General features: G+C 74.2%; 1 protein-coding gene. It reads left to right on the plus strand.

From position 1 onward, the window contains the following. Positions 1-620: peptidoglycan recognition protein family protein (locus tag VR44_RS37760; protein ID WP_045952195.1), on the plus strand; the 620-nt coding region annotated here is incomplete at its 5' end. Positions 621-805 lie beyond the last annotated feature (185 nt).

Consider the following 805-nt stretch of genomic DNA (forward strand, 5'->3'; position numbering starts at 1 on the left):
CCGCCGCCCGCCCCTACATCGGCCCCCGCCCCCGCATCGTCACCCGGCGCGGCTGGGGGGCGGACGAGTCCCTGCGCGAGCCCGGCTTCGTCTACACCAGCACGGTCAAGGCCGCCTTCGTCCACCACACGGCCTCCGGCAACAACTACGACTGCAAGGACGCCCCGGCGGTGCTCCGCAGCCTGTACCGCTACCACGTGGCCAGCGAGGGCTGGCGGGACTTCGGCTACAACTTCGCCGTCGACAAGTGCGGGACGGTCTACGAGGGGCGGGCGGGCGGAGTCGCCAAGCCGGTGCTCGGCGCGCACACCATGGGGTTCAACGCGGACAGCATGGGCGTCGCGGTGATCGGCACCTACTCCTCCACGGCCCCGCCGAAGGCGGCGGTGGACGCGGTGGCCCGCCTCACCGCGTGGAAACTCGGCCTGTTCGGCGCGGACCCCCGGGCCAAGACCACCCTGAGGTCGGGCGGGGGCAACCTGTACAAGAAGGGCACCAACGTCAAGCTGAACGTCATCTCGGGCCACCGCGACGGCTTCGCCACGGAATGCCCGGGCCGCCTCCTCTACAACCAGCTCCCCCCGACCCGCACGGCCTCGGCCAAACTCCAGGGCCGCTAGCCCCAGCCGACGCGGGCCCCAACCCTCCGGGGCTACGGGCCCGCTGTGGACCCCGCAACCCGAGAGCCCGGGCCCGCCATCTCCCCCTCGAGGGGTGGGGGCCGGGCGGTGTCTGCCCACCCGCCTCCCTGGGTGCGGGTGGGTGGGCGGGGGCGGGATCCCGCCGGGCGGGGCCGGACAGCGGA

The sequence above is a fragment of the Streptomyces katrae genome, from assembly GCF_000966975.1.
GTDB lineage: Bacteria > Actinomycetota > Actinomycetes > Streptomycetales > Streptomycetaceae > Streptomyces > Streptomyces katrae.